A 25,922-nucleotide genomic window follows, 5' to 3' on the forward strand; every position below is an offset into this window, starting at 1 on the left:
AGCTCACTCAGAACCTTATAAATTTTAGGAATATAGTAAATGAGTACAAACATCGTTACCAAAATTGACCCGTACATTAAGAAACTAATCTATAACATTGTTTCAGCCATCATTCCTCTCCTTTATCATCCCACATCACTTAATTCGCCGTAGTTGCTAACCTAAGCTGAGTCAAATTCTCACGTTTTTAAAACTTTATGATTACCTTTAGTCTAACATAAACGCAAGTGTTTTTCTAATCATTTCCTTATGATATACACCAGATTAAAGATCACTCAAGACATATCAGTATCAGTTAACGCTCAAAAACAGATTGTTAATTGACCGCCAACCAATCGCGAGCGATTTAGTCAGCAAAAAAACTATGGCGTTAGCAATAGCTTTTTTACTTTATTTCAATGTCTACAGTCTTTTAACACTCGCTTATTTATTGATATCTTTATGATTAAAAATCATGTTTAAAATAATTGCGACTAAAGTTGCCATGACAATCCCGTTGTTTAAAAACATAGATACTGTACTTGGCAGACCTTGGAATAATGTCGTATTATTAAATCCAACACCTGTTGCGATGGACAATCCTGCGATCAATAAATTATGTTCATTTTCAAAGTTAACACGACTCAACATGCGAATCCCTTGGATCGTCACCATCCCAAACATAACAAGCATCGCACCTCCTAATACAGGACTCGGGATAATTTGCGCACATGCACCAAATTTTGGTAGCAAGCCTAAAATCACTAGAAATCCTGCAGTATAGAAAATCGGACGACGTGTTTTGATTCCTGATAATTGGACTAAGCCTACATTTTGTGAAAAGCCTGTATATGGGAAGGTATTAAAGAGACCACCTAAGGCGACAGCAAATCCTTCGGCACGATACCCATTTCTTAAGCGTGTTTCGCTAATTTCTTCACCAGTAATATCTGACAGTGCTAAGTATACGCCTGTAGATTCAACCATTGAAACTAATGAAATAATCGTCATCATCAAAATAGATGAGAAATCAAATATTGGTTTACCAAAGAAAAATGGAGTTGGAATATGTATCATCGGCGCTTGTGCAATTGGTGATAAATCAACAATTCCCATAAATCCTGCGATCACAGTACCGATGATTAAGCCTATTAAAATCGCTATTGAGCGGATGAACCCTTTTGTTAGCGCGTGGATGACTAAGATAATTAAAACCGTAATCACAGCTAATAAGACACTTGATAACTGCGGCTTAGTAACATTATTTCCCATGTTACCAACAGCTACCGGGATTAAGGTTAAGCCAATTGTTGTAATGACACTTCCGGTGACGAGTGGTGGGAAGAATTTTCGAATTTTGGAAAATATACCTGAGATAAGGATAACGATAATCCCTGATACGATAATTGAGCCAAAGATAGCACCCGAACCTAATTTAGCACCGATAATTGACAGGGGTGCCACACATTGGAAAGCAACACCTAAAACAACCGGTAGGCCAATACCAAAATATTTATTCACCTGTAATTGCAAAAATGTTGCCACACCACACATAAAAATATCTGTTGAAATCAGATAAGTCAGCTCTTTAGCAGAATAGCCTAAGGCTCCTGCTATCATAATCGGCACTAAAATAGAACCCGAATACATGGCTAGAAGATGTTGCAGTCCTAAAACAGCAGACTTGCCATGTGTCATTTCTTGATGTTGGTTATTCATTATAAATCTGCCTCTCTAAAGACAACTTGGCCTTGATCAAATCCTGCGACTCTAGCTAGACTAAAGACAGGGATACCAGTCTCTTCTACTAGTGCACGACCTGTTTGAAATGATTTTTCGATCACAATCCCAACACCAGCAACCTCACAACCAGCCGTTTTTAAAATACTAATCAAGCCAAGTGCTGCTTGACCATTAGCCAAAAAGTCATCGATGACTAGCACTTTATCCTGTTCTGATAAAAATTTTTGAGAAATTTGAATCGTTGAGGTTACCTTTTTCGTAAATGAATAGACATCTGCTGTAAGCAAGTCATCAGTCATCGTGACATTTTTTGCTTTTTTAGCAAAAATCATAGGAATACCTAACTCCTCAGCAACATAAGCAGCAGGGACATTACCACTAGCTTCTATCGTCACTATTTTTGTGAGTCCTGCAGTTTTGAATTTTTCTGCAAAGACCCGACCAATTTCACGCATCAGTTTTGGATCAACTTGGTGTGTTAAAAAACTATCCACTTTAAGAATATCTTCTCCTAAAACTGTACCATCTTGCTTAATTCTTGCGACTAAAGATTCCATATCCAACTTTCTAGAAATAAAAAAAAACTTCACGCCAAAACGCAAAGAGACTAACTCTTTGCTTATTGTTTGACATTACGGTGTCAAGTAGAGACGCTCGACCAATTTCGAGCATAAATAAGCTAATAGTTGAAAACCAATTAATATAATCCCTATTTTAGCACGTTTTCTTTAAAAGAAACGAAAAATATAACCAAAATGCTATTTTTTTACTTGATTGTTCGTATTTATGATTATCACTCAGTCATAACACTTGAGTTCATTTATGAATAAAAACTGCTGACAAGCTAAATAAGATGCTAACAGTTTGAGACAGACATAAACGCCTTCCGTTATCTAGTTGTCATCTCGGAGAGACTGTGATTAACTTGTATATAACAAAAAGCATGACCAACCCAATAGATTAGTCATGCTTTTAAATCCTAACGATACTTAATTATATGACATCAAGTGTGAATAGACTTGATCAAAATTTCTAATGTTATGCATTATTTTTTTGAGATAGGTCATATTTTCAGAGATACTAGCCAATCGTTTCAGGTTGAATAGGTAAAGTGATACGTTGTATTTCAACTGGCAATGCTCTACCTCTAGTACTAGTAACATCTGTAATCAACATAACAAGTTCGGTACCATAATTTGCTGTATATTTAGCATCCCCCAATTTTCGTAAGGCTGCTTCTCCATCGCTCGTAATTTGCCAATCATTTCTAGCACCCCAAATATAAGGAGATGTACGATTTTGCTTAACAGCTTCATCATATGCTTTTATTGATGATACTAAATCACGACTATCACTCCAAGCAAATCTACGAGGTACAAATAATTTGTAAGGTACTTCCGCTTCTACTCTACCAATAAGATTTACCGTACCAGTTGCGATACCTGTATTCAATAGCCAACTAACTCTATATTTTTTGCCTGCTGGCACTTTAATATCTTGGGCAGGCACTTTCCACTGTCTAACTTCCGAAGTTTGAACTGGCTTTGTTGTACCAAAGTCATATTTAGCTGTCATTGATACTGATGCTTCAAAAAATGGAAATTCCATTTTGCCACCTGATGTCATAGACACACCTACTGAATGTGTAGTTGATGTCGTAACAGTATCTGATTTAGTATAAGAAAATTCTGCAGTTTTATAGTTATGATCATTATTAGTTCTGTTCTCAAGCATTGCAACGTGTGCCGCTATCGTCTTACCTTTTTCTATGCGCATATCATTATTCAAACTAGTCAAAGGATTTACTTTTACAAACATGGGCCGTAAAGAATCCCATCTACCACCATCAGATGGTAATAGCTCAGCTTTGCTTATATTATTATTTCTAAATTCATTATACGTTCGGTTATAAGCAAGATCACCAAGTTCTTTATTTATAATCTTAGGTACATTTTCAGTGCTAGCAGATACCTGCGTCATTGTCACTCCTGATATCATTAGAGAACACCCAATGCCTACTGCGATACCCAAATTTTTCATTTTCATATAGTTTCCCACTCCTTACCAACTATAGCCATCATTATCATGACTAAACATAACTATCTGCAACCCATGAACTAGATTAAAAAAACTGACTTCCCAATCCACTAAGTTAATAATATCAGATAATTAAACTCAAGTCAATGATAAACACTTTTTTTGATGGTAATGTTTATATAATTTAATACTTATAAGAATTAAAGGGGTGCGCAATTAATATATCTAAGTAAGCAAAAGATGAAACCATCAATTTATCTATCAAAAAAACCTTGCGTAAAAGGCAAGGTTTTAGATGCTTAGAAACCGACCAAAGTTAAGATGCTATCAACTGTAATCAACTACAAACTATAACGATTAATGCCAGAAATCAGAATCGAACTGACGACCTTCACCTTACCATGGTGCTGCTCTACCGACTGAGCTATTCCGGCAACTCTTTAACACTGACAGTCAAAGCGCTATAACTTTTACTGCTACTGCCGATTGTAGGGATCGAACCTGCGACCTGCTCGTTACGAGTGAGCTGCTCTACCAACTGAGCTAAATCGGCTAAGATAGCTTTGTTTATGCGTTAATGTGCTATTGCTAGGAATAGCCTAGCACTGACAACTCCTGATTAAAAACAAAACTTACCTATACATTCTATCTAATTTTAATCTTTTTGACAAGAACTACGACATCAAAGTGACATAAAATTGTCTATTTTTTGCGTTTGTCTTAATTGTGCTGCGATGAACTCTCCAGCATTATCAAACGTAACTTGTGGCAACTGCTCTTCAGAAATAGCAAGCATGATTTGATAGTTATCTTCGTCAACTAATTTGATATAGTCAAATAAAATGAGTGCCTGTACAAAAATATCTGGTTTTTTATTTTTGACAATATCTTTTTTTAGAAATTTTAAGAGAAACGTCGTCATATACTTCAGCGCATACTCTGGATCAACATCGCCGATCAGCTGAAAAACTTGCTGTTCAAGCGGTGATAACGCAACTCTTTGTGCTACATGATAAAAATAGTTGGCTAAATTATCTTCTTGACGTAAAAAATCGGATGAAAAATGAAGGGTGATGCTATTCGTTTGATTCGCTAATGTCTGTTGCACGCGCGTTTCAGCTAATTTTGTTGCTAACTCAGACTTCGCAGCAACAAAAAATGGTTGCTCAAAAACTAGCGTTTCAGGCTGCCTTGCTGGCAATGCATAATCAACGTCACTATCTGTATAGACTTTAAAATTGTTAGTATAGCGTTTATCTTCTCGTGCAATAAAACCCGCTTGAACAAAATTTTCTATCTGACGCTCAATGTTGGTCACATCTGTAAAAGCAGCCTTAATTTTTCGTAAGGTCACATCATCGTGACTTGCTAAAAAATCGATAAGTGTTTGAAAAAAAGGTGTTGCTGTCAGTTTTGTATGATTAAAAATCTTTATTAACATATGGTGGGTTCCTATATAGTCTAAGCTATTTATTTGTGATATCAGGCTAGCACAAGCATATGCTAAACAGGGTTAATATCAGGCTAAACGCGTTATGATGTCATGATGCGAACATATAAAAAAAATGCGCTCATGCGCACTTTTTTTAACCGTAATTACTGTTATGTCACTTGCGTTCGATAAACAGAAACAAAAATTACAGGTTGTATTTTTTGTTGAAACGGTCCACACGGCCATCGGCTTGTGTGAATTTAGCTTTACCAGTGTAGAATGGGTGTGAATCTGATGATGTTTCCACACGGATTAATGGGTAAGTGTTACCATCTTCCCACTCAACAGTTTCTTTAGAGCTCTTTGTAGAACCGCTCAAGAATTTGTAGCCTGTTGAAGTATCCATAAATACAACTGGTCCATAATTTGGATGGATGTCTGCTTTCATGTTCAATATTTCCTTTCTGCCTTGGACTGTTTGCCAGACCAAAGTAATCAATACTAAATCATTTTACCAAAAAATAAGAGGAGTTTCAAGCCCTAAATTACCATATTTCACCAAATCCTAGTCTATAGTTTATCAGCATGACTCAAACTAATTTTTGCTATAATAAAGGTATGAAAATTCAAATGATTAGAAATACGATTGCCGCAGAAAATACTTACGTCATCAGTAATGATAAAGCGACGATAATCATAGATCCAGGTAGTGAAACTGAGCAGATTATTAGTTTGATCAACCAACTTGACACACCAGTCGTTGCTATTTTACTGACACATACGCACTATGATCACATCATGAGCGTAGATCCTGTACGCGAGTTAACCAAGGCACCCGTTTATGTGAGTGAACTAGAGGCAGACTGGCTTTATACCCCAACTCTAAATCTTTCAGGTCTGCCACGTCATGACCACGATTTACCAAACGTTGTTGTTAAGGCCGCTGAATACACCTTTGAGATTGATCAACCTTATCAGATATCAGGGTTTTCATTTACAGTACTTGCCACACCCGGTCACTCTCAAGGTGGTGTATCCTTCGTCTTTGAAGACGAGCAAGTGGTATTCACAGGTGATGCACTCTTTTCAGGTACTATCGGACGAACAGATTTAAATACTGGAGATTTAGCAACCCTTAAACAGTCGATCATCACACAACTCTTTACACTGCCTAGTCACTTTCATGTGTTTCCAGGTCATGGGCCGCAAACAACGATTGATATCGAGAAACATACCAATCCATTTTTCAACGACTAAAGTCAACTTTTATAGATAACAAAAACGGCTATCCTGAGATAACCGTTTTTTGTTATAAATACCTAGCTTAGTTGTTTTTTGAAAAATTTGCAACATCTGCTGTGATGGCAGTAACAAAGTCAGCCAAGCTTGCTTCGGCCGTTTCTTTACTACCGTAACGTCTTACGTTAACTGAATTTTCAGCTTGTTCTTTATCTCCTACAATGATTTGATAAGGAATTTTATTGGTTTGTGATTGACGAATTTTATATTGCATTTTTTCGTTACGTTCATCTACATTAACACGTATGCCTGCATTTTTAAGTGCATCTGCCACTTCCCATGCATAATCCACATGCGCTTCGTTTGAAACAGGGATTACAGTAACTTGAGTTGGTGCAAGCCATGTTGGGAACGCACCTTTATACACTTCAGTCAGATAGGCAACAAAACGCTCCATAGTCGATACGATACCACGGTGAACCATAACAGGACGGTGTCCTTCACCATCAGCACCAACATATTCAAGTTCAAATCTCTCAGGTAATAAGAAATCCAACTGAATCGTTGATAGTGTTTCTTCATTACCAAGTGCTGTCTTAACTTGTACATCCAGTTTAGGCCCATAAAAAGCTGCTTCGCCTTCTGCTTCAAAATATGGCAATTCAAGCTCATCCATGGCTGCTTTCAGCATTTTTTGGGCATTTTCCCACATCTGATCGTTATCAAAATACTTATGTGTATCTTTAGGATCACGATAACTTAAACGGAAACGATAATCTGTAACATTAAAATCTTCATAGACATCAGTCATCAACTGTAATGTGCGTTTAAATTCATCCTTGATTTGATCAGGGCGAACAAATACATGACCATCATTGAGCGTCATTTCACGCACACGTTGTAATCCTGAAAGTGCACCAGATTTTTCATAGCGGTGCATCATACCAAGTTCAGCGATTCTGATTGGTAATTCACGATATGAATGGACATCGTTTTTATACACTTCGATATGGTGTGGACAGTTCATTGGGCGAAGGACTAACTGCTCACCCTCACCCATATCCATTGGTGGGAACATGTCTTCATGATAGTGGTCCCAGTGACCAGATGTTTTGTAGAATTCAACACTAGCCATGATTGGTGTATAAACGTGTTGGTAGCCACGCGCGATTTCTTTATCAACAATATAACGCTCGATAGTCCGACGGATTGTCGCACCATTTGGTAACCAGAATGGTAAACCAGACCCTACCTCAGGATTAACCATGAACAAATCAAGTTCTTTACCGAGTTTACGGTGATCACGTTCTTTGGCCTCTTCACGCATTTTTAGATAAGCTTTCAACTCTTTCTTATCAAACCATGCTGTACCATAGACACGCTGCATCATGGCATTATCACTATTACCACGCCAGTATGCACCAGCGACATTTAACAAGTGGAAGATTTGAATACGGCCAGTTGTCGGCACATGTGGGCCACGGCAAAGGTCAGTATATTCACCTTGACTGTAGATTGTCAAACCACCTTCATCTTCATTATGTTCTTCGATGAGCTCAAGTTTATAAGGATCTTTAGCAAAGATTTCTTGTGCTTCAGCTTTACTGACTTCACGACGAATTGATGGTAGATTTTCTTTAACAATCTTCATCATTTCTGCTTCTATTTTAGGTAAATCTTCATTAGAGATTTGTCCTGCATCATTATCTGTATCATAATAGAAGCCATCTTGAATCGCTGGTCCTACACCTAATTTAATATCAGGAAACAGTCTGCGTGCAGCTTGTGCAAACAAATGGGCAGCTGAGTGACGAAGTAGAGGTAGTGCATCTTCATGATCAGGTGTCACGATTTCAATCGTACCATCTGTTGTAATCGCACGAGTTGTATCGATTAATTTACCATTAAATTTACCAGCAAGTGCTTTTTTAGCTAGAGATTTGCTGATTGATTCAGCAATCTCAACTGTTGTTACACCACTATCAAATGCTTTTTCTGCACCATCAGGGAATGTAATCTTAATCATTTAAAATCTCCTTTTCAATAAAAAAAGTCCTATGTTCATAACTGAACACAGGACGTTAAACACGTGGTACCACCTGAATTTACTGTTATCCCTATATAGGGCTAAACAATCTCTTCAACCGTAACGTGGTCCGACGTGATATTTTTCAAAATCATATTTGGGTAAAGTAGTATTCGCTTCATGATTTTACAGTGCTTTCACCATCCACTGCTCGCTTTTAACATCGTTAAACTGAGGTTAACCAAGTTAAAAATCATTTGAGACAAACATGTCTTCACATTTTTATTATAAAACTTTATCAGGTATTTGTCAAAGTCTTCATACATCGCTTTCTTATGAGATAAGACCTTGATGGATTTTATCTAAATTCCACTTCATCATGTCATAATAGTTATCTCCTGCTTCACCTTTTTTAGCTAAAGAATCTGTAAAAATAATCGACTTGATAGGCAGTCCCATTTCTTTTGAAAGTTGTGTCATGGATTTAGGCGAAACAGATGCTTCCACAAATAGGCCTTTCACATCTGATTGTTTAAGCTTTGAGATCACTGCAGCCATTTGTTCAGGCGTCCCCTGAGACTCAGTATTAATTTCCCAAATATAGAGGGGTGTAATATGATAAGCTTTCGAAAAATACTTGAAAGCTCCCTCAGAGGTGACTAATAGACGTTGATTTTGTGGTACATCTAAAAATTTAGATTTTGCAGTTTTATCCAGTTGCGTTAGTTTAGCAATATAAGCATCTGCATGGCTTTGGTAATCTGTTGCGTTTTTAGGGTCTTTGTCTTTCAATACTTTGGTAATCAGCTCAACATACTTAATCCCATTACTTAAATCAAGCCAAGCATGTGGGTCTTCTTCAGTTTGATTAGTCGTTAAATACAGAGGGGTTATGTTTTGACTTACTGCAAATACCTGCTCATGATTTTTTTTATGAGCTGTTTGAATTAATTTCTTAAACCAACCATTGCCCCCAGTCTCTAAATTTAGGCCATTATGAAAAATCAAATCTGCTTGAGAAGTTGCTGAGATATCATTTGGTTTTGGATCATACTCGTGTGGATCAGTCCCTCTTGAGACAATACTATGAAGCGAAACTTTATCCCCAGCAACTTGCTTTACCATATCTTCAATGATCGAGTTTGTGGTAACAACGTTTAATTTTTTATGCTGTGATTGCTGAACAACATCTTTATGACTTACAAAATACAGCACACCACCTAATAAGATAGCAAGGGGGACTATGGTCAAAATCATTCTTTTTAACATATTTCCTCATTTCTAACTCATCGTTAAGTCCTTTTAAATATAAGCCCTTGCTTGGGTGAACTCAAAAATGATAAACCAAAAACAAGCGCAGAAACTAAGACAATCGATGGACCAGATGCCCAATTCAAGGTATAGCTTAAAAATAAGCCAACAATCGCTGATACCGCACCGATAATAGCAGAAAACACAAGCATCCAGTGTAGTCTATCAGTCCATAGAAATGCTGTAGCAGCAGGTGTGATTAACATGGCAACGACTAAGATAATCCCAACAGTTTGTAAAGCAGACACAGTAACTAAGGTTAGCATCAACATCAACCCATAATGAATAAACTGTGTATTTAACCCATAAGTTTTAGCAAAGGTTTCATCAAAGGAGCTGATTAATAATTCCTTATAAAACAACGTGATAAATAAAATCACAACGATTAATATACAAGTCGTCGTAATTAAATCACTATCACTAACTGCTAAAACATTACCAAATAAAATATGGTGTAGATTGGTCGCACTTTCTGCAGCAGCAATCAAGATAAACCCTAGTGCATAAAAGGCACTAAACACAATACCAATAGCTGTATCATTTTTTAGTTTACTGTGACTTGCCACCAGACCAATTAACATAGCTGCTAAAATACCAAATAGTGATGCACCTAAAATTATATTAATCCCTAACATATAAGCGACTGCAACACCAGGCAGAACAGCATGTGAGATTGCATCTCCCATCAAAGCCATTCCTCTTAATATGATAAAACTGCCAATCAAACCGCTCATAACACCTACTAAAACGGAGGTAATTAAAGCAGTTTGTAAGAAATTATATTCTCCCAATGCCACTATAAAGTTACTAATACTCTGCATGAACCACCTCACTCATTTTTTTGAAATAATAGTTCTCCGAAATCTTGACTATATGTTTTTTGAATATTAGCTAGTTGATATGTTTCATCTACTGGTCCTTGTACAATTAGCTTGCGATTTAACATCACCAGTTCATCAAAATATTCACTTACTTTATTCAAATCATGATGTACGACGATGACCGTTTTGCCCATACGACACCACTCTTTTAATATCGCCATGATTTTTTGCTCACTTACCATATCAATGCCAACAAAGGGCTCATCTAAAATAACAACATCTGCATCTTGGACAATAGCCCTAGCGATAAAAACACGCTGGAGTTGACCTCCTGAAAGTTGACCAATTTGATGGTCTTTAAGAGTCACTAAATCTACTTTATTTAGTGCCTCGAGTGCTGCTTTTTTTTCGCGAACGCTAGGTGTACTAAACATGCCTAATTTAGGATAAGTACCAGTTAGTATGACCTCTAAAACACTGATAGGAAAACTTAAATCAAGCACGGCACGTTGTTCAACATAAGCGATTTTATTTTTTACTTTATTTAAAGGTATCCCGTTACAAAATGTCTGACCACTTTGACTTTTAATCAAGCCAAGCGCACCCTTTATCATTGTTGATTTTCCCGCACCGTTTGGCCCGATAATACCAGTTAATTTTCCTAATGGGAAATTAATATCAAGGTGATCTAAAATTAGATCACCTTGATATGCAACGGTTAAGTTTTTAATCTCAAACACGTATCATCACTTTCTAGAACATATCAATAATTAATTTAATGTTCAATCCTGTCAAAACAATTGCTGAAATCCAACCAAGTAAGGCAATCAACTTGCTATTTTTAAAGCGTTTACCCATAATTTTTTCACTAGAGGTAAAATACACAAGTGGAATCATCGAAATCGGTAAGGCAATAGATAAGAAGACCTGTGATTTAATCATAACGTCATCTAGTCCCCCTTCTTTACCATGATAGTATATTGCAGCAACCAATACTGGAATAACTGAGAGACCACGTGTTATCAAACGACGTGCCCATGTTGGTACTTTAAGATTAATAAATCCTTCCATGACGATTTGTCCAGAAAGGGTCCCTGTAATCGTTGAATTTTGACCAGAAGCCAGAAGTGCTACCGCAAATAATGTCGAAAGCAGAGGACTTGCGACCGCTCCAGCAATTTTGTTATCTTGTAAAGCATCATAAAGGGAATTAAACGTACCAAGTCCATCACCTCTACCAAAGAACATGGCAGCTCCTAAGACCAGTAAGAGTGTATTGATGATAAAAGCTACCGTTAATTGGATATTTGAGTCCCATGTTGAAAAACGTACTGCACGCGCAACATCATCCTCATCTTGACGATCATAACGTCTAGTTTGTGCAATAGAAGAGTGTAGATAAAGATTATGTGGCATAACAGTTGCCCCTACAATCCCTAAAGCCATCATTAATTGGCTACGACTAAAAACTTCTTTTTGAGGGACAAAGCCTTTTAACATATCGGCAATATTCGGATTTGAAATAGCCACTTCATAGCCAAATACGACCATAATCACGATAATTAAGGTAATGACAATCGCTTCAATTTTTCTAAATCCTAGTTTCATTAAAAGTAATAATAATAAAACATCAAATACAGTTAGGATGACACCCCACACCAAAGGGATACCAAATAATAAGTTCAAGGCAATCGCACCACCAATAACTTCTGCGATATCGGTTGCCATAATCGCGAGTTCTGTGACAATCCAAAGGACAAAGCCTAGTTTTTTACCAGTATGTTGGCGTGTTGCTTGTGCCAAGTCTAACCCTGTTACAATCCCTAATTTTGAAGCCATGTATTGGAGTAACATGGCGATAAGGCTTGAGATTAAGACAACTGATAAAAGTAAATACCCATATTGAGCACCACCACCGATAGAGGTGATCCAATTCCCTGGATCCATATACCCGACAGCGACTAGTGCGCCAGGCCCTGAAAACGCTAAAATATTTCTCCAAAAACTATGATTTTTAGGAATTTCTACAGTCCCATTTATTTCAGCCAGACTAGGGCCATTGGCATAAGCTACAAATTTTTTGTGTTTCTTCACGACTACTCCTTTTTATTTAATGACTACCTGAGTGATTTTGATTCAGGCATTCGCACTATTTTTTATAATTACCTATTTTACCTGTGTCATCTTATCCGATAAACTGACACATATTAGCCAACTTAATGACTATAATACTTCAATTCCCAATCCGTTTTTTGAAAGTTAGGGATAAGAAATCTTGTCTCATCATCTAGCTTAACGATGACAGATCCATCAGGCAAGATCTTAATCACCGTGATAAATTTGGGTTGACCTAAAGTTAGATCCATCAAAAACTCACCAATCTCATCAGAGATAGTGATCACTTCATATCGATGACCAATCTCCCCTTGGCTCAAGTTAATCTCAATCACGCTACTTTCCCAAAATCGATCTGCTGGAATTTCCGATCCATGTGGATCAGCTTTTGGAAAGTCCATCAACGCATACAATCGCTCTACTAGTTTTCTAGATGAAGCGTGCTCTAAATTTTCAGCTTCCTCGTGCACTTCATCTATCTGATAACCAGCTTGTTCTACCAAAAAAGTCTCCCAAATACGATGAGATTTCACAATAAATCTTGCTTCTTGGTAGCCGTCTGTTTTGAGTGAAACACCATAGTATTTTTTATGGTCCACTAACCCTTTTTTTGCTAAACGTTTAATCATCTCGGTCGCACTGGGTGCAGCGACTTTAAGATAGTTGGCGAGCTCTGTTATCCCAACTAATCCATTTGTTTTTTCTTGAATCTGATAGATTGCCTTCAAGTAATCTTGTTCGGTTTTCGAAAATTCGTACATACTACACTTTCTAATGTTTTTATACTCAATAGTTTAGCACGTGCTAAACTTTGTGTCAAGTACAGATCATAAATTTGTCACTACAGACAGTTTTTTATCTCATCTTCTGTTTAGTTTGTGATAATCTGCAGTTCTCTCTAGCAGCGCGCTGCCATCAATCATAGTTTAGGGTAGCCTAAACTATGATTGATATAACCCGTAATTTCTTCTTACTAACGCAAAAAAACCGACTTTCGTCAGTTTTTTACTTAACTTATTTTTCAAACCAGCTATCTACAGTTTTCTGATTTGCTTTAATCCACTTATCAGCAGCTTTGTTGACATCCATACCAGATTGTACATCAAGCATAACACTTTCCATGTCTTTTGTGTCCCATTTAAAGTTTGCTAATACTTTATAAGTTTCTGGATCATCATTTTTCAAATCCTTACGCGCTATCGTTTTGATTGCTTCATTGTCACCCATCGCTTTTTTAGGATCTGATAAATATTTTAATTTATATTTACTAAACATCCAATGTGGTGACCAACCAGTCAATACAATATCTTCTTTATTTTTATACGCTTTTTCAAGCGCCGATACCATGGCACCACTTGAAGAGACTTGTAGATCCCAACCGTTTAGGTTCGGATAAGCTTTTAGCGTATTAGCCGCTGATGTCATAATCCCAGCACCTGGCTCGATACCTGTTATTGTTTTATTGGCTTGTGAAGAGAGCTCTTCTATCGAATTCACCGCCATATAATCTGGTACGACAAGTCCTGTTTTTACGCCTGAAAGGTTAGTTCCGACTACAGTGATATCTTTTTTATATTTTTTAAGTAAATTACCATGTGTGTTTGGTAACCAAGCTGATAGTGAGCCATCTACTTGACCATTAGCGACTGATTGCCAAAGTACAGCATTATCTAGTGGTGTCATCGTCACATCATAACCATGTTCACGCATCGCTTGTGCTAAAACAGTTGTACTTGCAACTTCTGAATCCCACTGAACATAACCTAAACTTACTTTTTTATGTCCACCACTTGTGTTAGAAAATGATGTCACAATACCACCAATAACCATAACAACTAAACTGATAATTACAATCCAACGTCTTTTCTTAGCGTCGGGTAAATTTTGACCAGGTTTAGTATTTAATTTTTGTGCGAATCGATCGATAATAATCGCTAAAATAACAAGCGCTATACCATTAACAAACCCTGCACCAACGTCAGCATGCTGTACAGCTGATAGTACGCCACGACCAAGTCCTGGTGCACCAATCATACTAGCAGTTACAACCATCGATAAGGCCAACATAATCGTTTGATTTGCCCCGGCTAAAATCGTATTCTTAGCATTTGGTAGCTCTAGTTTAAAGAGTTTTTGCGCAGTTGTTGACCCAAATGAGTCAGCAGCTTCCACTAATGAAGTGGGCACTTGACGAATACCTAAATTCGTCATCCTTACAACTGGTGGTAAGGCAAAGATGATAGAGGCAAAGACACCTGGTACGACACCAATACCAAAGAAAGCAACTGCTGGAATTAGGTAGACAAATCCTGGCATTGTTTGCATAAAGTCTAAAATCGGTTGAACGATAGCTTGTGTTCTATCTGATTTCGACATCAAAATCCCTAACGGTACACCAATAATTAATGAAATCAAAGCCGACATGACAACTAAAGTCAGTGTACTCATCAAATCATTCCAAAGGCCTTGGTTAGCGATAATAGCTAAACCAATTAACGTAAAGATTGGGAAACCCCATCTTTTAGGAGAGGTCACAACTGCAATGATAAACACTCCTGCAATAAATAAATACATGGGAATTGCAGTCAAGCCATCAGTCATCCCATTCATCAAAGCGTTACCGCCATGTTGAATGACTTCAAAGAATCCTGCTAAATGCGTTGTCAGCCACTCCACAAAATTAGAAGCCCACTTACTAATAGGCAACTGACTTGTTAGTAGGTTAAACATATGATACATCCTCCTTCTCAGCTTCTACTTTGTCATCTAATTCATCCTCTACATCTGCTAAAGCCTCAAGCACAGATCCTTTAATGATAACGCCGCGGAGTCGTCCTTCATCCACCACAGCAACGGGAGTATTAGCATCGTAAATAACCGGTAAAATATCAGAAATTAGCGTATCTGACGTAATTTGTGGCATTTCTTCAATTACATCTGATAATGGTAATTTTTGTTTTCTAGCACGTACTGCAGCATCTGCTGATAGATAGCCTTGGAACTGACGATTTTTATTGACAGCAACTAGACCTGATACTTCTTCTTCTTGCATACGACGAAGCGCAACTGTCGGTCCATCAACAGTTATATTTGTTGTAAAAGCCGGAATCATAATATTTTCAGCGATTAAGACTTTTGATCTATCAACACCCTCTGTAAAGTTCCTAACATAGTCGTTTTCAGGCGTCGTCAATAATTCTTCACCTGTTCCGACTTGTACTAATTTACCATCCTTCATGATCGCAATTCTATCACCAATTCTCAGTGCTTCATCTAAATCATGGGTAATAAAGATAATTGTTTTTTGAACGGTTGCTTGTAAATCTAGCAACTCATCTTGCATTTCCTTACGCACCATAGGGTCAAGTGCTGAAAATGCCTCGTCCATTAACAAGATATCCGGATTATTAGTTAACGCTCTAGCTAATCCAACACGTTGTTGCATACCACCAGAGAGTTGATCAGGGTACTGATCTTTAAAGGCTAATAATTTTGCATTATCTAACGCTTTTTCAGCACGTTCCTGACGTTCTTTTTTAGAAATATCTTGTACTTCTAGACCAAACTCTGTATTTTCTAAAATAGTCCGATGTGGAAATAAAGCAAAGTTTTGAAAGACCATAGACATTTTTTTACGTCTGATATCTAACAGCTCTTTTTTATTCAGTTTTGTGATATCTTCTCCATCGATAATAAGCTGACCTGCGGTTGGCTCTGATAGACGGTTCAACAATCGAATCAATGTTGATTTACCTGAACCAGATAATCCCATGATGACGAATATTTCACCATCATTGATTTCCATATTAATATCATAAACACCAACTGTACTACCAGTTTTCTTCAAAATTTCGTCTTTACTAGCATTTTTTTTAACTAATTCTAATGCAGCTTTACGACGTTTCCCAAATATCTTGGTTAAATGTTTAATTTCAACCTTTGGCATAATTTCCTCCTTTTAATTATGAAACATGTTAAAATAGATTTACAAGTGACAACTTTATTTTTATAATAGGTTGTCATCAAGTGACAATTTATATTCTATAAAGAAATGGTCACTTTGTCAAGAATTAAGACTCATTTTTTTAATAATTTGATTTTAATTCCTTATTTTCCTTATCAGAAATTAGGATTTAAAGTCTTAAATAATGCTATTTTAAAATTTTTAACTGTCTCTTAAACATTTAATGATATAATAGTTATACTCAAATTATCAAGATAACATCAGTGCTACAAAATCAACCAGTCAAAAAAGAAAGATTTATAAATATGAAAGCTATTAGAGAACCCCGCTACCGTAAAATCGCTTATGATATCGCTGAAAAAATCGCTAAGGGTGACTACGCTATTGGGAGTAAATTACATGCTAGATCAACTCTTTCAGCACAATTTGGTGTGTCTGCAGAGACAGCACGAAAAGCCATCAGTATTTTAAATGATCTAGACATCGTTAGGGTCGTTCATGGTTCGGGTGTAGAAATATTATCACAAGAAAAGGCCAAGAACTTTTTAAATCAAGCACAAGAAACATCAGATATTCAAACTATCCATGCTCAGATTGATAATTTATTAACCGTACAAAAGACAACCATCGATAATCTATCTGATTCACTTAGTACTTTATTTGAACAAACGGCACGTGCACAAAAAAAGAGTCCCTTAACGCCTCACGAACTCCTCTTATCCCAAGATTCTGAACACATTTTAAAATCAATTGGCGAACTCAATTTATGGCAAGCAACTGGTGCGACAATTGTTGCCATTTTACACCATGATGAACTCGTTTTATCTCCTGGTCCATATGCGATATTAGAAAAAGGAGATACTATCTATTTTGTTGGTAACGAAACAACTTTTCAAACTGTCAAAACCTTTTTTAACCATTAATCGCTAGCTAATCAAAACGCAACATCAAAAAAGCTAATCACATGCTCATGTGATTAGCTTTTTTGATTGTTTTAAGACGTTTTTTTGAGTTTAAAGATGTGCTAACAACTTTTTTTGATGGTCAAAAGTATCTGATAATTTATCGCCAAACTTACCTTTGATTGCTGCTTTAAGCTCTGATGAATTGTTCGAAATAGAGTTTTTAGCAGTCTCTGATACTAAGTTTGTCTTTTTTTGCCGCTTATTTCTTTGTTGATAACTCGTGACTGTGCCTGTCTTTCCTAATGTTTGAATTTTTATTTTTTGTAATTCTTTTTGAGCTCTTTTAATCAATTCTTCGACTATATCCATGCTTACCTTCTTTCTTGAAACTGTCTATATTGTCGCTTAAAATCATCCTCTGATTGCTCTATTTTTTGTCTAACTGCTCTTTTTTCTATTGCAAATGCTTCAGACATTTCTTGTGAAAAGTGACTTAAACGATAACGCGAAAAATCATACGCTTCAGAAACATCTCCATCTACTTCTCGAAGCATATGCCCAATTTCAGTTGTCGCTTGCTCAATCATGTCATTAACCCTACGTTCTCCTCTTCGAAGTTCATCTTCTTGGTCTTCTAGCTGTGATCTTTGACAACGATAATCACGTAATAATTCCTCTTCCTTAGTCAAACTCTGTCCTCCTCATCCTTTTAATTGTTGTGCTAATTCACTATCTCGAGCCACTAGTTCAGAAATTTTACTCTTTATCTCACTCTCAAGCCTTTTAAACTTATCCGCCATTGTTCTCACTTTATCAATTTTACTTTGGTACTGTCCTATCGGAAAGCCAGCAATATTTTCTTGGGTAAAGCCGACCATTTCAAGTGCTTCGTAGATCTCCCAAGTATCAAGAAGATTACCCATAGCAACTGCTTTGTTGACAGTGTCTTGCCATAAGCTTTTTGATTCTTCAATGCCATCTTGATAATTTTTCATGAGATTAACCATAGCTAAATCAAACTCAGCTCCAGCTGTTGACACGATCACAAGCGCTTGAGCAGCATCTAAATAGATTTTTTCTCCTGAGGATAAACCACCACCACTTGCAGTGAATTTGGATTTTAATGTATTCAGTCCTTTAATTTGAGCCTTAAAACTTTTTTGAATCAAAGAAATTCCATTGCTTAACATCCCCTTATCTGTAATGCTCCATACCCCACATTTAGTATCTTTTAGAGAACCGTCTTTGGCAAATTCATAAGTAGTTAAAAAATGTCCTGACAATAAAGCACCACTTCCAAAATCTTCTGCATAAATTGCTGTTCCAAAATTTGAAGCATTTGTCATAGAAGAAATTTGGTCACCTTTATGCATGAAATTTAAAACAAATTTTTTCCCATCTCCGTTAATCCAAGCTTTCTCTTCATCTGTTAATTGTGACCCCACTCCAGCTGTTGAAAAAGTAACTGCAGGGATATGATTGGCAGCTGCCACTTTTTGAGCTAAAGCGCCACCTAATGAATGACCGGTCACAGCTTTAATATTACTAGCGCCATATATCCTAGCCATTTCATCATAAAATTGTAGGGCACTAGCAAATTGAGACTTTATGGTGCCATCTCTTTCAAAACCAAGCACGACATTGGACAAGTCTGCACTCAAATCATTCAAATGCCAGTCTGTGGCATTGGTACCAGCAAAAGCCATCGTAATATCACCATAATCTGGCTGTCCACTTACGACTGGCGCAACAACCATGCCTTGAAAGCCATTTTTTTCATATCCTTGACTATTATATTTATCGTTTGTATCTACAGTGTATAGGATTTTGTATTGTTGACCTGTCTTTTTTATATCATCTTCATAAAATATTTTTCCTCCTCTAAAAACCTCAAAACCTTTTTTTAATCTATCCGTTTGATATACAATATCATCAATAATAGAATATTGCTTAGGAGTCGTCATTTTAGAACCTCTTCTTTCCCATTACTATAAATTACTTTGACAGGTGTTTTTGTGCCAGTATTCCCATCAGGTAATTCATCTCCCCCCATTAAACCCTCTTCCCTAAAAATTTCACTATATTTTTTTCCATCAACCATTATATTAACGCCTACAGACCAAGTACCAGCACCAGAGTATGAACCTTCTTGCATAAACTCAATTTCCTCAACACCTGGTTGTACTTGCTTAAATCCAATCGCTGCCGTTCGTTGTTTTTCCAAATTGTCATTTTCTTTATTGTTCATATATACTTTTCCTCCTAAATCGACTAACACTATGATAATTATGGTTGATAATAGTCCTCTTATTATTTTCTTTTTGCTATTCATATTCAGCTTCCTTTAGCTTTCAAAACTTTGCAAGTCAGATCCATCACGTGCTACAACTATACTCACTTCAAATATTTGCATAGTAAACGCTTTCAAGTTGGATTAATCTTTATTACTTTAATCTAAACAATGACTATTAATAATCACTTAGATTAAAATGACTGTTTTTTTATTCTTATTATACACTCAATTCATTTTACTGTCAATTTTATTATAACGTTTCTGTTTTTATATAGCGTTGTGATGCTAGTTCATGAAATGACTACTAAATATTGGTTTAATTATAATAGTAAAAAAAATCAAGTACGACTACTTGATTTTTAAAGGCTATGTTTCATCAGGATAACTTATATATCAACAAAATTATTGATAACTTGTTAACTTGACTAAAAATTACGCACTAAAAATTTTAAACCTGTCAGCATCATCCATAAATGATTTAGGCGTTGGTATAACTTGTGGTGTTCCGACGACTAATTGACCACGTAATGACCATGATGCTGGAATATCAAATGTTTTGGCAACACTATCATCAATTATTGGATTATAATGTTGTAGATTCGCACCAAGGCCTATATCACTTAAGGCAACCCATGCGTTAACAGATGCGATACCTGTTGACTGCTCAGACCATGCTAGAAAATGATCAGCATAATGTGGAAATTGTTCTTGGAGTCCTTTTACAACAGCCATATCCTCAAAAAACAATGCAGTCAACCCAGCAGCGGCAAACCCATCAAGTTTTGCTTTAGTGCCTTCCCAAACAGATTTTGGAAATCCTTGACGCTCCATATCTGTTTTAACATCTTTTGCTACAATATCTTGCCAAAATTTATCATGCGCTTGCTCTATCAGAATCAACACACGTGATGTTTGACTATTAAAAGCTGATGAAGATAGCTTAACAGCTTCTTTAATCGCGTCGATAGCCTCATCTATATCAATTGACTTACCAAGTACATAGATAGAGCGACGATCTTCTAATGCGTTTAAGAATGACATATTTTTCTCCATACTAATAAAATAGATTTATATAAGACGCCTTCTATGTAGGGTTTGTAACTTACAAGTTATCAAATCTTTTAATCCCCTCGTCTAATGTTGCAATATATAGTTTATCATTACTGTTTACGCTTGTAAATTAAATTGCTCATCAAGTATAAAAAAATAATAATCAGCTGAAATTAGTCACTTAGATTAGCTATCAACGTATAATTTTCTTGACTTTCGTAAGCGAACGGCCTACTGAAACATAACAAAAAATCAAGTATGACTACTTGATTTCTCTTTTTTTACTATTTTTAATCGAACAACACTTTAAGCACCGAAAACTTTGAATCGTTCAGCATCATCCATAAATGCTTTAGCCTCTGGCGTCGCTTGTGGTGAGCCGACAACGAGTTGACCACGTAATGCCCAGGATGCTGGAATGTCATACCTTTTAGCTACACTATCATCAATAACTGGATTATAATGCTGTAGATTCGCACCAAGTCCAAGATCGCTTAAAGCAACCCACGCGTTGACAGATGCGATACCAGTCGACTGCTCAGACCAGACTGGAAAATTGTCAGCATATAGTGGAAACTGTTCTTGAAGTCCCTTTACAACAGCGGTATCTTCAAAAAAGAGTGCTGTAAGACCAGCAGCAGCAAACCCATCAAGTTTTGCTTTAGTACCTTCCCACACAGATTCTGGCACGCCTTGGCGATCCATCTCTGCTTTCAAGTCATTAGCCACGATATCTTGCCAGAGTTTATCATGGTCTTCTCCTGCCAAAATCAATACACGTGACGTTTGACTATTAAAGGCAGATGGTGATTGTTTGACAGCTGCTTTGATTGTTTTAATTGCTTTTTCAGTATCTATTTCTTTTCCAAGTGCATAAATAGAACGACGATTTTCTAGTGAGTTTAAAAATGACATAATTTTCTCCTTATTAAGTTAATAGCATCATAGGACTAAAGACGTCTTCTATGTATATTTGACTAACCGTCAAACTTTTTAATACCCTCGCCTCATGTTTACAGTTTTATTCTAACACTTGTGTTTACGTTTGTAAACTAAAAAGCTTATATAAAAAAAGAATTAGTCATCTAATTCTTTTACCTTTTATAGTGGCAGATTTTATCTGGATTAAATCCTGATTTTTTTGCATATGGCAGTCGATTTTGAAAACTTTTTACAGGTGCCCAATCTTCTAATAATGCTAAGCCATGGTATTGCTGTAAATCCTCATCGCATTCAACACACCATCTTGTCTCTGATTTTACCCAAAAAGCCGCTAAAAAATCTTTTTGACTTTTAAATTCTGGATAAAGTTTTGCCATCCGTTCCCACTCCTGCTTGTAGAAACGTAGTGCATCATAAAAATTCTCAAATTCATACTTTGCAATAATATCATGTCGCCAATTTTCAAAAAACCACCAAGGTTCATTATCGCCACTCATTTCAACTACTCTGTACATCGCCCAACCCCTTGTATCTTCGGTTAATATAATAACTATTCTACAAGAATAATGGGCTTTTTTCAGAAATTTTGCTCAGAAATTTTCTGAATACAATACCTCGCAAGTTCTTTAACCCGTGTGTCATTTCCCTTCAAATGATTGAACCCAAAAACCGCCTCAAAGCCAGTAGAAATTCGGTAAGTAATCACATCAGTATTTTTGGCTGTTGTTTTACTATGTGCATTTCGACCACGTTTAAAATAAGTTAATTCTTCTTCAGATAAAAACGCATCTTTTTCCATTTCAGAAATCAAGAATGCTTGCGCTTTAGCACTAACAAATTTAACAGCATTTCTTTGGAGTTCACCAGGTTTTGTAATCCCCATTAATAACAAATGGTCACGCACAAATACTTCGTATACTGCATCTCCTGCATATGCTAATGCAATCCCATTTAATAACTCAGCTCTTACTTCAGTCACGTGTCCACCTCACACCATCTGGTGTATCTAATAAAGCAATTCCTTTTGTAGCTAAACGACCTCGAATCTCATCTGCAAGTTGATAATCTCGATTCACTCTAGCAAGTTGTCGCTCAGCAATTAATTGCTCAATCTCATCATCTAACATATCTGGCGCTTCAAATTCAATACCGATAATCATCAAAATTTCATTAAATAACGCTAAAGCATCCACTGACATATGTCCTAAGTTAATATATTTAATCAACTCATAAAAAACAGTCAAACCATTTGAGATATTAAAATCATCGTCCATTTCTTTGATAAAGGCTTGACGAAATTCGGCTATTTTTGGATCTACTTTTGGCACTTCACTTGCCTTTTCTTTGACTTCAAAGTTTAGTTTATCATAAGCGTGCTTAATTTTTTTAAAATTATTTTCAGCGTCTTGCACTGAAGCATCTGTAAAAACAAGTGGTTTTCGATAGTGTTGACTGACTAAGAAAAATCTCAGTACTTGACCATCAATAACGTCTAGCATGTCATGAACAGTTGTAAAGTTGCCTAATGATTTAGACATTTTTTCGCCATCTGCTGTCGTCACAAACCCATTATGTAACCAGTAATTGGCAAAAGTCTGACCTGTTTTCCCTTCAGACTGTGCAATTTCATTTGTATGATGCGGAAATTCTAAGTCTGCACCACCACCATGGATATCTATCGTATCGCCTAAAATGCTAGTGGCCATGACAGAACACTCGATATGCCAGCCAGGTCGACCAGCACCCCAAGGACTTTCCCAAGAGGGTTCATCAGTCTTACTTGATTTCCAAAGTGCAAAATCTAACACTTCTTCCTTAGCTAGTTCAGCACTTCCTGTTCTTCCAGACGCACCAGCTTCTAGTTCATCTATATTTTTATTAGCTAGTTTGCCATATCCGACAGATTTTTTCACGCGGAAAAAAACATCTCCATTGGCTTCATAAGCAAACCCCTTATCGATCAAAACCTGAATAAAGTCAATAATCTCAGACATATAAGTTAGGACGCGTGGATTTTTGGTTGCCTGTTTAACACCTAGTTTTGTCGTATCATCATAAAAAGCTTGAATATAAGTCTCGACTAATGTTTCAATTGATACATTAGCCTCACTCGCTGCTTTAATGATCTTATCATCTACGTCCGTAAAATTAGAGATGAAATTGACGTCATACCCTCTGTATTCAAAATATTTGCGAATCGTATCAAACGCCACGACAGATCTAGCATTACCAATATGAATATAATTGTAAACTGTTGGTCCACAAATATACATACTAACTTGCCCTTGTTTTAGAGGCACAAAAACCTTTTTTTCACGTGTCATGGTATTATATAGTTTAATCATGTCATTCTCCTATAATTATCAAACTTTTCAGTTTAGATGCCACCCATATGATCATAAAAACTGACGTGTCTTTCTCGCTCAAGTTTAGCCTTGTCACGATCTGCTGTAGCAGGACCATGTACACGAACAATTTTAGCTGGAATCCCTACAACCGTTACTGCGCTTGGGACGTCTTTAGTGACAACGGCACTCGCACCTATTTTAGCATTTTCACCAACCTCGATAGGCCCTAACAACTGTGCATGTGCTGATACTAATGCACCTTTTCTGATCGTTGGATGGCGCTTTCCTGTATCTTTACCTGTCCCACCTAAAGTCACACCATGATATAGTTTAGCACCCGTCTCCACTTGTGCTGTCTCACCAATAACCAGACCTGAGCCATGGTCTATAAAGACACCATTTTCAATGATCGCACCTGGATGAATTTCGATTTGTGTTAAGAAACGCCAAAATTGCGAATGTATTCTGCCTAACAGTTTAAAATGATGACACCATAAAAAATGAGAAACTTTATGCGCAGCAAGCGCCTTTACACCTGGAGACGTGAGAAATATCTCGAAGTTATAGCGCGCTGCTGGATCATTTTCCTTAACAGCCTCAAATGCTTCTTTCCAAAAGCCCATCGTATGATCTACCTCCCATAGCATAAATGAATACAATAAGATATCTCTATTGCCTTGACCTAGTTTAAACGTTTGGTCAATCAGATGCGATATCTTTCCACAATAAAATAGATGCCTCATAGCTTGCCATCTCAAATGGATCAATAGCAATACCTGCTACCCCTGATAAGTCATTTTCGCCTACACTTGGGTGCATTAAGTCCTTGAGTTGCCATGCTAAGACACTGCCTTTATTTTTCCGAAAAATAGGTCCAAATTCTGGATGGTCATACCACTTAGCGAAACTTGTAATCGTCGTAAATACTGGTATCAAACTCTCACCATCAGGTTTAGCTAATGTTGCAAATGTTCGTGACACATGGTCATCATCAGTCGTCCGCACAAATGCAGGAATCAGAAAATAGTTTGCTTGGTCCTCTGTCGTTCCATCTTCATTTTCTGATAATTTGTTTAAAATAGTGATATAGCGGTTGATAAACGTGACTAAATGCTCTCGAGGTAGCATCGTTGCATTATTCGCATCTTGACCTGCTGGTTGTATATTAAAGGCAATTGCATCTATTTCTTGATCTAACAAGTCATTGACTACAGAAACAAACGATTGGTTCACATATGTTAAAGGTGTCGCGACTTGTTTTTTAAATGCAGTGAGTGCTTCAGCTGAGGTAAAAACTGGTAAAACCGTTTTGTCCTGTATGGATAGCGTAAATTTTTCTGAGGTAGTCACAAGTGGGTAGACAAATAAGCTATGGACAAATCTAATATCATCCACAAAATGCCCTGGATGTGTAATAAAATCTGTCAAACTCTCATCAAGTGCTGCTGTAAATTGGTAATCGCTCATCTCTTCTCTTTTCATTCGCACTGATAGTTAGAGCATAGGTATTCCTAGCAAAACACGCTAATCTAGAGAGTTTTCTCGTCATCTCTTCTCAACTCTTACTATCTCTTATACATGCGACAATATATCTCCCTATTTTACCATATTTCTTACTAGTTTAACTAGTTTTCTCGCTAATTAACCCTTAGCTTTTTATGATGATAAACAATAAAAAAACACTTGGATGTCAAGCCCCAAATAAAACAGACAGTTC

26 protein-coding genes, 2 tRNA genes and 1 riboswitch are annotated in these 25,922 nt (G+C 36.7%); of the genes, 2 read left to right on the forward strand and 26 right to left on the reverse strand.

The window, feature by feature from the left end:
• Positions 1-423 precede the first annotated feature (423 nt).
• The 7 genes from RU87_RS04395 to RU87_RS04425 form a co-directional block, all read right to left on the reverse strand.
• Complete coding sequence (locus RU87_RS04395) at positions 424-1,698, reverse strand: nucleobase:cation symporter-2 family protein (protein ID WP_068161157.1); 1,275 nt, start codon at positions 1,696-1,698, stop codon at positions 424-426.
• Entirely contained in the window at positions 1,698-2,279 is a 582-nt protein-coding gene (locus tag RU87_RS04400; RefSeq protein WP_068161577.1) for a xanthine phosphoribosyltransferase, read from the reverse strand. The genes RU87_RS04395 and RU87_RS04400 overlap by 1 nt, the downstream gene beginning before the upstream one ends.
• Positions 2,280-2,324: 45 nt before the next feature.
• Positions 2,325-2,420: riboswitch (purine riboswitch) on the reverse strand.
• Positions 2,421-2,802: 382 nt separating this feature from the next.
• Positions 2,803-3,768, reverse strand: coding sequence for an ETX/MTX2 family pore-forming toxin (locus tag RU87_RS04405; RefSeq protein WP_068161155.1), 966 nt, complete (start codon positions 3,766-3,768; stop codon positions 2,803-2,805).
• Positions 3,769-4,120: 352 nt separating this feature from the next.
• Positions 4,121-4,193 (reverse strand) — tRNA-Thr (locus RU87_RS04410).
• Between the two features lie 46 nt (positions 4,194-4,239).
• Positions 4,240-4,312, reverse strand: a tRNA-Thr gene (locus RU87_RS04415).
• A gap of 129 nt (positions 4,313-4,441) precedes the next feature.
• Positions 4,442-5,200 carry a DUF1803 domain-containing protein gene (locus RU87_RS04420; protein ID WP_068161152.1) on the reverse strand — a complete coding sequence of 253 codons (759 nt, stop codon included), beginning with the start codon at positions 5,198-5,200 and terminating at the stop codon, positions 4,442-4,444.
• A 196-nt stretch (positions 5,201-5,396) separates the two neighbouring features.
• Complete coding sequence (locus RU87_RS04425; protein ID WP_068161150.1) at positions 5,397-5,639, reverse strand: type B 50S ribosomal protein L31; 243 nt, start codon at positions 5,637-5,639, stop codon at positions 5,397-5,399.
• A 170-nt stretch (positions 5,640-5,809) separates the two neighbouring features.
• Between RU87_RS04425 and RU87_RS04430 the strand changes: the two genes are divergently transcribed.
• Positions 5,810-6,448 (forward strand): MBL fold metallo-hydrolase, encoded by a 639-nt coding sequence (locus tag RU87_RS04430; RefSeq protein WP_068161574.1) that lies wholly within the window; start codon positions 5,810-5,812, stop codon positions 6,446-6,448.
• A gap of 67 nt (positions 6,449-6,515) precedes the next feature.
• On the opposite strand, the gene thrS is transcribed toward RU87_RS04430, so the two are convergent.
• The 8 genes from thrS to RU87_RS04470 all read right to left on the reverse strand — a co-directional run bounded on the left by thrS (position 6,516) and on the right by RU87_RS04470 (position 16,649).
• On the reverse strand, positions 6,516-8,456 hold the full coding sequence (thrS, locus tag RU87_RS04435; protein ID WP_068161146.1) for a threonine--tRNA ligase: 1,941 nt from the start codon (positions 8,454-8,456) through the stop codon (positions 6,516-6,518).
• 333 nt (positions 8,457-8,789) lie between these two features.
• A complete protein-coding gene (locus RU87_RS04440; RefSeq protein WP_068161144.1) occupies positions 8,790-9,725 on the reverse strand; it encodes a metal ABC transporter substrate-binding protein in 936 nt (311 codons plus the stop codon).
• 23 nt (positions 9,726-9,748) lie between these two features.
• Positions 9,749-10,588, reverse strand: a complete 840-nt coding sequence (locus RU87_RS04445) for a metal ABC transporter permease (protein ID WP_068161141.1) — start codon at positions 10,586-10,588, stop codon at positions 9,749-9,751.
• A gap of 8 nt (positions 10,589-10,596) precedes the next feature.
• Positions 10,597-11,328: a metal ABC transporter ATP-binding protein gene (locus tag RU87_RS04450; protein WP_068161138.1), complete on the reverse strand. Its 732-nt coding sequence runs from the start codon at positions 11,326-11,328 to the stop codon at positions 10,597-10,599.
• Positions 11,329-11,341: 13 nt separating this feature from the next.
• On the reverse strand, positions 11,342-12,682 hold the full coding sequence (locus RU87_RS04455; RefSeq protein ID WP_068161136.1) for an Nramp family divalent metal transporter: 1,341 nt from the start codon (positions 12,680-12,682) through the stop codon (positions 11,342-11,344).
• Between the two features lie 122 nt (positions 12,683-12,804).
• Complete coding sequence (locus RU87_RS04460; RefSeq protein ID WP_068161133.1) at positions 12,805-13,464, reverse strand: metal-dependent transcriptional regulator; 660 nt, start codon at positions 13,462-13,464, stop codon at positions 12,805-12,807.
• Between the two features lie 253 nt (positions 13,465-13,717).
• Positions 13,718-15,433: an ABC transporter permease/substrate binding protein gene (locus tag RU87_RS04465; RefSeq protein ID WP_068161132.1), complete on the reverse strand. Its 1,716-nt coding sequence runs from the start codon at positions 15,431-15,433 to the stop codon at positions 13,718-13,720.
• A complete protein-coding gene (locus RU87_RS04470) occupies positions 15,426-16,649 on the reverse strand; it encodes a quaternary amine ABC transporter ATP-binding protein (RefSeq protein ID WP_068161129.1) in 1,224 nt (407 codons plus the stop codon). The genes RU87_RS04465 and RU87_RS04470 overlap by 8 nt, the downstream gene beginning before the upstream one ends.
• Positions 16,650-16,972: 323 nt before the next feature.
• Here RU87_RS04470 and RU87_RS04475 point away from each other — a divergent pair, with 323 nt between their 5' ends.
• Positions 16,973-17,590 (forward strand): GntR family transcriptional regulator, encoded by a 618-nt coding sequence (locus RU87_RS04475; protein ID WP_068161124.1) that lies wholly within the window; start codon positions 16,973-16,975, stop codon positions 17,588-17,590.
• A 90-nt stretch (positions 17,591-17,680) separates the two neighbouring features.
• Here RU87_RS04475 and RU87_RS04480 read toward each other — a convergent pair whose 3' ends face one another.
• The 11 genes from RU87_RS04480 to RU87_RS04530 all read right to left on the reverse strand — a co-directional run bounded on the left by RU87_RS04480 (position 17,681) and on the right by RU87_RS04530 (position 25,672).
• Positions 17,681-17,941, reverse strand: a complete 261-nt coding sequence (locus RU87_RS04480) for a hypothetical protein (RefSeq protein WP_068161119.1) — start codon at positions 17,939-17,941, stop codon at positions 17,681-17,683.
• Between the two features lie 2 nt (positions 17,942-17,943).
• Positions 17,944-18,261 (reverse strand): hypothetical protein, encoded by a 318-nt coding sequence (locus RU87_RS04485; RefSeq protein WP_068161117.1) that lies wholly within the window; start codon positions 18,259-18,261, stop codon positions 17,944-17,946.
• A 12-nt stretch (positions 18,262-18,273) separates the two neighbouring features.
• Positions 18,274-19,536: a Tle-like phospholipase domain-containing protein gene (locus RU87_RS04490; protein ID WP_068161114.1), complete on the reverse strand. Its 1,263-nt coding sequence runs from the start codon at positions 19,534-19,536 to the stop codon at positions 18,274-18,276.
• Positions 19,533-19,904 (reverse strand): hypothetical protein, encoded by a 372-nt coding sequence (locus RU87_RS04495; protein ID WP_068161112.1) that lies wholly within the window; start codon positions 19,902-19,904, stop codon positions 19,533-19,535. The genes RU87_RS04490 and RU87_RS04495 overlap by 4 nt, the downstream gene beginning before the upstream one ends.
• A gap of 393 nt (positions 19,905-20,297) precedes the next feature.
• Positions 20,298-20,906, reverse strand: a complete 609-nt coding sequence (locus RU87_RS04500) for a nitroreductase family protein (protein WP_068161109.1) — start codon at positions 20,904-20,906, stop codon at positions 20,298-20,300.
• A gap of 315 nt (positions 20,907-21,221) precedes the next feature.
• Entirely contained in the window at positions 21,222-21,830 is a 609-nt protein-coding gene (locus tag RU87_RS04505; RefSeq protein ID WP_068161104.1) for a nitroreductase family protein, read from the reverse strand.
• Positions 21,831-22,009: 179 nt separating this feature from the next.
• Complete coding sequence (locus tag RU87_RS04510; protein ID WP_068161100.1) at positions 22,010-22,372, reverse strand: DUF1033 family protein; 363 nt, start codon at positions 22,370-22,372, stop codon at positions 22,010-22,012.
• Positions 22,373-22,434: 62 nt separating this feature from the next.
• The gene (locus RU87_RS04515; protein WP_068161099.1) at positions 22,435-22,836 is read right to left on the reverse strand and encodes a Mini-ribonuclease 3; all 402 of its coding nucleotides are present in this window, start codon (positions 22,834-22,836) and stop codon (positions 22,435-22,437) included.
• Positions 22,829-24,202: a cysteine--tRNA ligase gene (gene cysS / locus RU87_RS04520; protein ID WP_068161095.1), complete on the reverse strand. Its 1,374-nt coding sequence runs from the start codon at positions 24,200-24,202 to the stop codon at positions 22,829-22,831. The genes RU87_RS04515 and cysS overlap by 8 nt, the downstream gene beginning before the upstream one ends.
• A gap of 32 nt (positions 24,203-24,234) precedes the next feature.
• Entirely contained in the window at positions 24,235-24,828 is a 594-nt protein-coding gene (gene epsC / locus RU87_RS04525; RefSeq protein WP_068161092.1) for a serine O-acetyltransferase EpsC, read from the reverse strand.
• Positions 24,829-24,904: 76 nt separating this feature from the next.
• On the reverse strand, positions 24,905-25,672 hold the full coding sequence (locus RU87_RS04530; RefSeq protein ID WP_068161090.1) for an SseB family protein: 768 nt from the start codon (positions 25,670-25,672) through the stop codon (positions 24,905-24,907).
• Positions 25,673-25,922: the final 250 nt, after the last annotated feature.

The sequence above is a fragment of the Pseudolactococcus plantarum genome (assembly GCF_002441715.1).
Classification (GTDB): Bacteria; Bacillota; Bacilli; order Lactobacillales; family Streptococcaceae; genus Pseudolactococcus; species Pseudolactococcus plantarum.

What these genes read in the sequence shown, in the direction of transcription:
- RU87_RS04395 (WP_068161157.1), bottom strand. Translation starts at nt 1,698, where the DNA reads ATGAATAACCAACATCAAGAAATGACACATGGCAAGTCTGCTGTTTTA.
- RU87_RS04400 (WP_068161577.1), bottom strand. Translation starts at nt 2,279, where the DNA reads ATGGAATCTTTAGTCGCAAGAATTAAGCAAGATGGTACAGTTTTAGGA.
- RU87_RS04405 (WP_068161155.1), bottom strand. Translation starts at nt 3,768, where the DNA reads ATGAAAATGAAAAATTTGGGTATCGCAGTAGGCATTGGGTGTTCTCTA.
- RU87_RS04420 (WP_068161152.1), bottom strand. Translation starts at nt 5,200, where the DNA reads ATGTTAATAAAGATTTTTAATCATACAAAACTGACAGCAACACCTTTT.
- RU87_RS04425 (WP_068161150.1), bottom strand. Translation starts at nt 5,639, where the DNA reads ATGAAAGCAGACATCCATCCAAATTATGGACCAGTTGTATTTATGGAT.
- RU87_RS04430 (WP_068161574.1), top strand. Translation starts at nt 5,810, where the DNA reads ATGAAAATTCAAATGATTAGAAATACGATTGCCGCAGAAAATACTTAC.
- thrS (WP_068161146.1), bottom strand. Translation starts at nt 8,456, where the DNA reads ATGATTAAGATTACATTCCCTGATGGTGCAGAAAAAGCATTTGATAGT.
- RU87_RS04440 (WP_068161144.1), bottom strand. Translation starts at nt 9,725, where the DNA reads ATGTTAAAAAGAATGATTTTGACCATAGTCCCCCTTGCTATCTTATTA.
- RU87_RS04445 (WP_068161141.1), bottom strand. Translation starts at nt 10,588, where the DNA reads ATGCAGAGTATTAGTAACTTTATAGTGGCATTGGGAGAATATAATTTC.
- RU87_RS04460 (WP_068161133.1), bottom strand. Translation starts at nt 13,464, where the DNA reads ATGTACGAATTTTCGAAAACCGAACAAGATTACTTGAAGGCAATCTAT.
- RU87_RS04465 (WP_068161132.1), bottom strand. Translation starts at nt 15,433, where the DNA reads ATGTTTAACCTACTAACAAGTCAGTTGCCTATTAGTAAGTGGGCTTCT.
- RU87_RS04470 (WP_068161129.1), bottom strand. Translation starts at nt 16,649, where the DNA reads ATGCCAAAGGTTGAAATTAAACATTTAACCAAGATATTTGGGAAACGT.
- RU87_RS04475 (WP_068161124.1), top strand. Translation starts at nt 16,973, where the DNA reads ATGAAAGCTATTAGAGAACCCCGCTACCGTAAAATCGCTTATGATATC.
- RU87_RS04480 (WP_068161119.1), bottom strand. Translation starts at nt 17,941, where the DNA reads ATGGATATAGTCGAAGAATTGATTAAAAGAGCTCAAAAAGAATTACAA.
- RU87_RS04490 (WP_068161114.1), bottom strand. Translation starts at nt 19,536, where the DNA reads ATGACGACTCCTAAGCAATATTCTATTATTGATGATATTGTATATCAA.
- RU87_RS04495 (WP_068161112.1), bottom strand. Translation starts at nt 19,904, where the DNA reads ATGAATAGCAAAAAGAAAATAATAAGAGGACTATTATCAACCATAATT.
- RU87_RS04500 (WP_068161109.1), bottom strand. Translation starts at nt 20,906, where the DNA reads ATGTCATTCTTAAACGCATTAGAAGATCGTCGCTCTATCTATGTACTT.
- RU87_RS04505 (WP_068161104.1), bottom strand. Translation starts at nt 21,830, where the DNA reads ATGTCATTTTTAAACTCACTAGAAAATCGTCGTTCTATTTATGCACTT.
- RU87_RS04510 (WP_068161100.1), bottom strand. Translation starts at nt 22,372, where the DNA reads ATGTACAGAGTAGTTGAAATGAGTGGCGATAATGAACCTTGGTGGTTT.
- cysS (WP_068161095.1), bottom strand. Translation starts at nt 24,202, where the DNA reads ATGATTAAACTATATAATACCATGACACGTGAAAAAAAGGTTTTTGTG.
- epsC (WP_068161092.1), bottom strand. Translation starts at nt 24,828, where the DNA reads ATGGGCTTTTGGAAAGAAGCATTTGAGGCTGTTAAGGAAAATGATCCA.
- RU87_RS04530 (WP_068161090.1), bottom strand. Translation starts at nt 25,672, where the DNA reads ATGAGCGATTACCAATTTACAGCAGCACTTGATGAGAGTTTGACAGAT.